At 72.1% G+C, this 7,286-nt stretch carries 7 protein-coding genes; 6 read left to right on the top strand and 1 reads right to left on the bottom strand.

Annotation, left to right across the window (positions count from 1 at the left end; all coding sequences use genetic code 11):
- Positions 1 to 89: 89 nt before the first annotated feature.
- Genes H4687_RS34835 through H4687_RS34810 form a run of 6 tightly spaced genes read left to right on the top strand, consistent with a single transcriptional unit; the run spans position 90 to position 5,437 of the window.
- Positions 90 to 1,061: an ornithine carbamoyltransferase gene (locus H4687_RS34835; protein WP_046913222.1), complete on the top strand. Its 972-nt coding sequence runs from the start codon at positions 90 to 92 to the stop codon at positions 1,059 to 1,061.
- Positions 1,058 to 2,368: an MFS transporter gene (locus H4687_RS34830; protein WP_199813385.1), complete on the top strand. Its 1,311-nt coding sequence runs from the start codon at positions 1,058 to 1,060 to the stop codon at positions 2,366 to 2,368. The genes H4687_RS34835 and H4687_RS34830 overlap by 4 nt, the downstream gene beginning before the upstream one ends.
- Before the next feature lie 14 nt (positions 2,369 to 2,382).
- Positions 2,383 to 3,327 carry a TauD/TfdA family dioxygenase gene (locus H4687_RS34825; protein WP_046913224.1) on the top strand — a complete coding sequence of 315 codons (945 nt, stop codon included), beginning with the start codon at positions 2,383 to 2,385 and terminating at the stop codon, positions 3,325 to 3,327.
- A 52-nt stretch (positions 3,328 to 3,379) separates the two neighbouring features.
- Positions 3,380 to 4,165, top strand: coding sequence for a thioesterase II family protein (locus H4687_RS34820; protein ID WP_052768269.1), 786 nt, complete (start codon positions 3,380 to 3,382; stop codon positions 4,163 to 4,165).
- Between the two features lie 13 nt (positions 4,166 to 4,178).
- The gene (locus H4687_RS34815) at positions 4,179 to 4,925 is read left to right on the top strand and encodes a 4'-phosphopantetheinyl transferase family protein (protein WP_046913204.1); all 747 of its coding nucleotides are present in this window, start codon (positions 4,179 to 4,181) and stop codon (positions 4,923 to 4,925) included.
- Positions 4,926 to 4,939: 14 nt separating this feature from the next.
- Positions 4,940 to 5,437, top strand: coding sequence for a hypothetical protein (locus H4687_RS34810; protein WP_050399311.1), 498 nt, complete (start codon positions 4,940 to 4,942; stop codon positions 5,435 to 5,437).
- Between the two features lie 19 nt (positions 5,438 to 5,456).
- Here H4687_RS34810 and H4687_RS34805 read toward each other — a convergent pair whose 3' ends face one another.
- Entirely contained in the window at positions 5,457 to 7,214 is a 1,758-nt protein-coding gene (locus tag H4687_RS34805; RefSeq protein ID WP_233443585.1) for an AfsR/SARP family transcriptional regulator, read from the bottom strand.
- Positions 7,215 to 7,286 lie beyond the last annotated feature (72 nt).

Genomic DNA, 7,286 nt, shown 5'->3' with positions numbered 1-7,286 from the left:
CCGTGCGGGGCCGGCCGCCGCCCCCGGGCCGGCCCCGCACCCCCCGCGCCATTCCCACCCTCCCCACCATCCGCGAAGGACGGGACCACATGACCATCTCCGTATCCGCCCGCCGGCTGCTGTCCATAGACGACCTCACCGACGAGGACCTGCGCTCCATCGTCACCCGCGGCGCCCATTTCGCCTCCGGTGCCGGGGCGGACGAGCGTCCGCTCACGGGCTGGGTCGCCGGCATCTACTTCAAGAAGACGTCCACCCGCACCCGTACCGCCTTCTCGGCCGGGGCGCTGCGCCTCGGCGCGCAGATCGTCACGTACGGGCCCGACGACCTCCAGGTCAACACCGGTGAGACCGTCGAGGACACCGGACGGGTCATGTCCCGGATGCTCGACGTGCTCGTCGCCCGCACCGCCGGGTCCGACGAGGAGCTCGCCGGTCTGTCCGGCGGCGGACGCCTGCCGGTGGTCAACGCCATGAGCGCCGCCGAGCACCCCACCCAGGGACTCACCGACCTGACCACGCTCCAACTGGCGTTCGGCCGGATCGAGGGGCTGAACCTGCTGTACGTCGGTGAGGGCAACAACTCGGCGGCGGCCCTCGCCCTCGCCCTCACCCGCTTCCCGGGCACCAGCCTCGAACTGCGCACCCCGGCCGGCTACGGCGTGCACCGGACGATCCTTGACCGCGCCCGGGAACAGGCCGAGCGGTACGGGTCCCGGATCTCCGAGGCCCATGACATGGACGGCCTGCCTGGTGAACTCGACGCCGTCTACACCACCCGCTGGCAGACGACCGGCACCAGCAAGCCCGACCCGAACTGGCGTGAACTCTTCGCGCCGTTCCAGGTCACGCAGGCGCTGTGGGACCACGCGCCGAAGGCTCTGTTCCTGCACGACCTGCCCGCCCATCGGGGCGAGGAGGTGACCGCCGAGGTACTCGACGGGCCCGCGAGCATCGCCTTCGACCAGGCGGAGAACAAGATGCACAGCGCCATGGCGGTGCTGGAGTGGATCCGGCACGGAGCCGTGGCCGACGCGACCGGTGGAGAGGCGAGGCCGTGACGACCGTACCGTCCACCGCGAGAGCCGCCGAGCCGGAGCCGGACTCATCGCACGGGTCACCGCTGCGCGGCAACCGTGACTTCGTCCTGCTCTGGATCGGCGCGGCAGCCACCGCCCTGGGTGCCAGGGTCAGCGGCATCGCGTATCCGCTGCTGGTCATCTGGACCACCGGGTCGGCGAGTTCAGCGGGTCTGGTGGGCTTCGCCGCCCTGCTTCCGAACCTCCTGGTGCAGATGCACGCCGGTGCGCTGGTCGACCGGTTCGACCGTCGCCGACTGATGATCTTCTGCGACCTGGGTGCGCTGCTCGCCACCGGCGCGGTCGCCGCGGCCGTGCTCGCCGGGCATGTGTGGATCTGGCTGCTGATGGCCGCCGCTTTCGTGCAGGGAAGTCTGGCCATCTTCTACCGGCTGGCCGAGCGGGCCGGGGTACGTCACCTCGTCCCGTCCGGACAACTGGCCCAGGCCCTGTCCGCCAACGAGGCGCGCACCCAGGCGGCGGGGCTCCTCGGCCAGCCGGGCGGCAGCGTCCTGTACGCGCTGAGCCGCTCGGCTCCGTTCCTCCTCGCGACGGTCGCGCACGCCGTCTCGCTGGTCTCCCTGCTGTTGATCCGCAAGAAGTTCCAGGAGGAGCGCACCCAGCAGCCCGGCAACATCACCGCGGAGCTGCGCGAGGGTCTGGGCTGGACCTGGCGGCAACGTTTCCTCCGCAGCGGCATGCTGTTGATCAGCGGCTCCAACCTGCTCTTCCAGGTCCTCTCGCTGGCCTTGATCGTCATCATCAAGGAGGACGGCGGTTCGGCGGGCGTCGTCGGCGTCATCACCGCGGTCAGCGGACTGGGGGGCTTGTTCGGCGCGCTGACGGGTTCCTGGTGGATGCGCCGGATCAGCCTGCGCGGGCTGCTGATCGGCGGAGCCGTCGGCTGGGCGCTGCTCATGCCGCTGGTCGGCCTGACCGCCGATCCGATCCTGCTCGGCCTGATCTTCCTGGGGGCCGCCATGATCGGCAGCGTCACCAACGTCGCCGGCGGCATCTACCAGGTGACGGTCACCCCCGACCGGCTGCAGGGCAGGGTCGGAGCCGCCATGGGCCTGATCGCCACGGGCGCCTCGTCACTCGGCACCGTCGCGGGCGGGTTCGCCCTGGAGAGTTTCGGCAGCGGTACGACGGTGTTCGCCGCGGCCGCCGCCATGGGGCTGATCGCCCTGTTGTCCTTCCTCCTGCCGGCCGCTCCCCTGCCGGAACAGGCGGACCGCGAGGCCCCCGCCGACGACACGACCCCCCACCCCGTACCCGACGAGAAGTGAGAGAAGTGAGCGACGTGACCACGACGACCGCCGGCACGCCCCTGCTGGAGCTGACCTCCGCGGACACCGGTACCCCGGCCACCCCCGAGGGGCTGCTGTCCTTCCTCGCCGACGACGAGCGCGTCGGACGTCTCCTGATCGAGCACCGGGCCCTGGTCTTCCGGGGCTTCGGACTCACGGTGGACACCGTCGACCGGGCCCTCGACCTCGTCCTGCCCGACCGGCTGGCCTACGTGCACGGCAACTCACCCCGCACCAAGGTCGGCGACAACCTCTACACCTCGACCGAGTACCCGCAGCAGTTCACGATCTCCATGCACAACGAGCTGTCCTACGCGGAGACCTGGCCCAGCCGGCTCGCCTTCTTCTGTGAGCAGGCGGCCGAGACCGGCGGCGCCACTCCGGTCGTCGACGGCGAGGCCTGGCTGGCCGCCCTGGACGCCGAGGTCCGTGAAGCCTTCTCGGCCGGCGTTCGCTACACCCAGAACCTCCACGACGGAATGGGGCTCGGCAAGAGCTGGCAGGACACCTTCGAGACCGGCGACCGGACTGCCGTCGAGGAGTACCTGAACGGCACGGAGGCCGAGTGGGCCTGGCGGCCCGACGGCGGACTTCGGATCAGCCTGGTGCGTCCGGCCACCGTCCGGCACCCCGTCACCGGCGCCGAGGTCTGGTTCAACCAGGCCGACCAGTGGCACCCGGCGGCCCTGGGCGACGAGGCGGCCGGTGCGCTCGCCCAGCTTCTCCCGCCGGAGGACCTGCCGCAGTACGTGACCTTCGCCGACGGCACCCCCATCCCCGACGCCCACGTCCTGCAGATCCGCGACCGCGGCCTGGAAACCGCCGTGGACGTGGACTGGAACACCGGTGACCTGCTGGTCATCGACAACGTCCTCGTCGGGCACGGCCGTCGTCCCTTCACGGGAAGCCGACGGGTGCTCGTCGCCATGACCGGCTGAGCAGCGGCCGCCACGAGCCGAACGCCTCCAGCTCTCGTCCGACGGAGAACCGATGACCCTCCCCGCAGACCTCCTCAGCGTCGCCCCGGCGGCGGACTCCGCGCGTTGGTTCCGGCGCCAGGTCCGCACCTCGCACCCGCGGGTACGGCTGGTGTGTTTCCCCCACGCCGGCGGCGCCGCCAGCCTGTACCGCGACTGGACCGAGGGCCTGCCCACCGGGATCGAGGTCCTGGCGGCCACGCTCCCCGCACGCCAGGATCGGTTCCGCGAACCGCCCGTCGAGCGGATGGACGAGCTCGCGGACCGGATCGCCGAGGCACTGCGCCCGCACCTCGACCTGCCGTACGCCTTTTTCGGACACAGTCTCGGCTCGGACGTCGCCTACGAAGTCGCCCGCCGCCTCGAACAGCTGCACGGGCACGGCCCGCAGCGCATCTTCGTCTCGGGAGCCTCGGCACCGCACGTGGGCGAGCCGGTCGACATCGAGGCGTACGACGACCCGGCCCTGATCGCCGAGATCCAGCGACTGGGCGCGCCGCACACGGAACTCCTGGACGACCCCGAACTCGCGGCACTGCTGCTGCCGGCGCTGCGGGCCGACTACCGGCTCAGCGCGGCCTACCGGCCCGTCCTGCCCGAACTGGACGTCCTGCACGCCCCGATCACGGCCCTGGTCGGAGACCGTGACCCGCTGGTCCCCGTCGAGGACGCCCTGAAGTGGGCGGAGCTCACCTCCGGCGGATTCAACCACCGGGTCTACCCCGGCGGCCACTTCTACCTGGAGCGGCATCGGCCGGCGCTGCTGCGCCTGATCCAGGCCACGCTGCTGTCGGCCTGAGGGAGCGGAGAAGATGCCCTCACTCATCGGCTCGGCACCGCTCCCCCAGCAGCCGGCCGCGACGCGGGTGTGGTGGTGGGAGCTGCCCGACCGCGTCGACCCGGACGACGTGGCCCTGCTCGGGGCCACCGAGCGCGAACGGCTCCGGCTCTTCCGGGACGAGTCGGCCGCCGCCGCTTTCGCCCGCACCAGGGCCGCCGCCCGACGGGCACTGGGCGCACTGCTCGGCGTCCCCGCGAGCGAGATCGTCCTGGGCCGGGAGGCTTGCCCCGGCTGCGGTGATCCGCGCCACGGCCCGCCGCGCCTCGCCCACCCCGATACTCCCCTCGCCATCAGCCTCTCGCGCACGACCGGCCGCGGCCTCCTCGCGCTGGGCACGGCGGCCCGGGTGGGCGTGGACGTGGAGGCGCTGCGTTCGTGCACGGACGCCATGGCCGAGCTCGCGCTGACGGACCGCGAGCGCGCGGCCGTCCACTCCGTGCCGCCGGGAGAGCAGCGCGACCGGCTCCTCCTGCGCGGCTGGACCCGGAAGGAGGCGGTGGTCAAAGCCCTGGGCACCGGCCTCGTCGGAACCCGGCTGAACCGCCTGGAAACCCATCTCGACGACCCCGGCCCGGTGCTGATCAGCCATGCGCACCGGGGCCGGGCCACCGCGTGGTCGGTGGCGGACCTCGACGTGGGCGAGGGATACGTGGCGGCAGTGGCGACCCCACCGGCACCCACCGATCCGACCGTCGAGCTCCATCCGAAAACACACTGAGACAAGGATCTGTCATGACTGTGGAGATGCCCTCTGCCCCGCTGCCCGAGGCCGTGCGCGAACACGACGCCGAGTGGGTGGAGTACCTCGACAAGCTCGCAGCCGCCGTGGAGGCCGCCGACCCGGGCACCTCGTTCGACTGGGAGACCCGCGAGCGCCTGCGGATCTCCGCCTGGGTACGCCATGTGTACGACCACCCGAGCTCGGCGACCCTCTTCACCTGGCCGGAACCGAGACTCGCGGCCGACATGCGACGCCGGGAGATCGCCGCCCTCGCGGGACGGCTCGACGCGGGCAAGGCGGTGGCGCGCCCGGCCCGGCCGGCCTGCGAGGTGTGGGCCGCCGCGGCCGTGGCGGCGGTGTGGGAGATCACTGCGGCGGCCGTGACCAGCGAGCAGCGGCCACCCCGGGAAAGGGTGGTCCGCGACGCGTGGTCGGTCGTGAGGACCGTGATCCTCCCGGCGGTCGACCGGTTCACACCCGTCTTCCGCCGCGCCAGCAGGTCCTGGTGACCGGCCGCCCGCGCGATTACTACGCGACCTCTCTGGCCACGCGCCGCTGCAGCGGGAGCCGCCCTGGCTGATCCAGCTCCCGGGCGAACAGCCGTACCAGTCCATGACAGAGGTAGATCGGCCGCCCCTGCATGTCCAGGCCGTCGATGTTCAACAGCGCCGTGTCGACGAGTTCCTCGAGCCCGCGTTCGGCCTCGCTCTCGCTGATCTCCAGCACCATCGCCATCTCCTGGGCCGTGCAGCCACCGCTGCTGAACCGGGCCAGACCACGCAGCGCCGCGAGTCCGGTCGCGGACAGCGGCGACAGCGAACGCGCCAAGGCCCGCCGCACGCTCAGATCCCCGAAGCGCAACTCGTCCAGCCTGGTCCGCGGATCGGCGAGCCGCGCGGCCAGCCGGGCCGGCGACCAGTGCGGCCGGGCCGCCAGCCGGGTGCCGGTGATGCGCAGCGCCAGAGGCAGGCCGGCGCAGTGGTCCACGAGCGCGTCGGTGGCGCCCGGGTCCGCCGAGATCCGCTCCCGGCCCGCAGCGGAGGCGAGCAGCGCTCGGGACCCTCGCGTGTCCAGCGGCCCGACCCGGATCGTCTGGGCGCCGGGCACCTGTGTGAGATGGGTACGGCAGGTGATCAGTACCGAGGCCGTCACCGTGCTCGGCATCAGCGGCTGTAGTTGGAGATCGCCCACGGCGTCGTCGAGGACGACGAGCATCCGCTTGTCGGCCGTGCGTGCACGGTAGAGGCGGATGAGTTCGTCCAGGTCGTCATGGTCCACCTGGGAGTCGATCCGGGGCTCGCCGAGGGCCCGCAACAGGCGGACCAGGGCGGCGCAGGGGTCGCGCGGCGTACCGTCCGGCTCACGCAGCTCCACGTACAGCTGACCGTCCGGGTAGTGGGCGGCGCCGAGATGCGCCGCCCGGACGGCGAGTGCCGTCTTGCCGATGCCGGCCATCCCGGTCAGCAGACAACGACGGGGACGCCAGCCCGGGGAGTCGTCCGGTTCCAGGACGGCCCGCAGCGCGGCCACTTCGTCGGCGCGCCCGACGAAGTCCTCCACGTCGGGCGGCAGCATCGCGGGCGCCGAGGCGGCCGGGAACCCCTCGCGCAGAGCGATCAGAGGGGGTGACTCCAGCCCGATGCTTCCGGTCAGCACCGCCTGATAGGTGGCGTCGAGGGCCTCACCCGGATCGACCCCGAGCTGATCCGCGAGCATGCCCCGGCCTTCGTGGTAGACGTGCAGCGCGTCGGCCTGTCGGCCGCAGCGGTACAAGGCGGTCATCAGCTGAGCCCGGAGCTGTTCGCGCACCGGGAACCGGGCCACCAGGCCGATGAGTTCGGCGACGACCTCTTCGTGGCGGCCGAGCGCCAGGTCCGCCTCGATGCGTGCTTCGAGGGCCAGGGTTCGCCCCTCCGCCAGCTGCGGCAGCTCCATGTCCTGCAGATAGTGGGTGGCGTTGCTCAGTGCGGGCCCGTGCCACAGCGTCAGGGCGCGGTCCAGCAGGCGGGCGGCGTCCTCGTACCGCCGTGCCCCGAGCGCGGCGCGGCCTTCCTGCTCCAATTGCTCGAACTCCAGCAGGTCGATCCGGCTGCCCTGCGCGACCATCAGGTAGCCGGGCGGACGACGAATGATCTCGACCTCGTCGCCGAGCCGCTTCCGCAGCCGCGACATGTAGGTATAGATCTGCGCGCCGGCCGTGGCGGGCGGTTCCCATCCCCACAGCAGCGCGCTGAGCCGAGAATCGGACACAACCCGTCCCCGGGCGAGCAGCAGGGCGGCGAGCACGGTATGCACCTTCGACCCGGAGAGCGGGATACGAGTGTCACCCCGTCTCGCCTCGATCGGACCGAGAACTCG

Origin of the sequence: Streptomyces stelliscabiei (assembly GCF_014873495.1) — a bacterium.
In the GTDB taxonomy this organism is placed as follows: domain Bacteria; phylum Actinomycetota; class Actinomycetes; order Streptomycetales; family Streptomycetaceae; genus Streptomyces; species Streptomyces bottropensis.
Note: the sequence above shows the minus strand (reverse complement) of the source record. Positions and strands in the feature narration are given on the sequence as shown.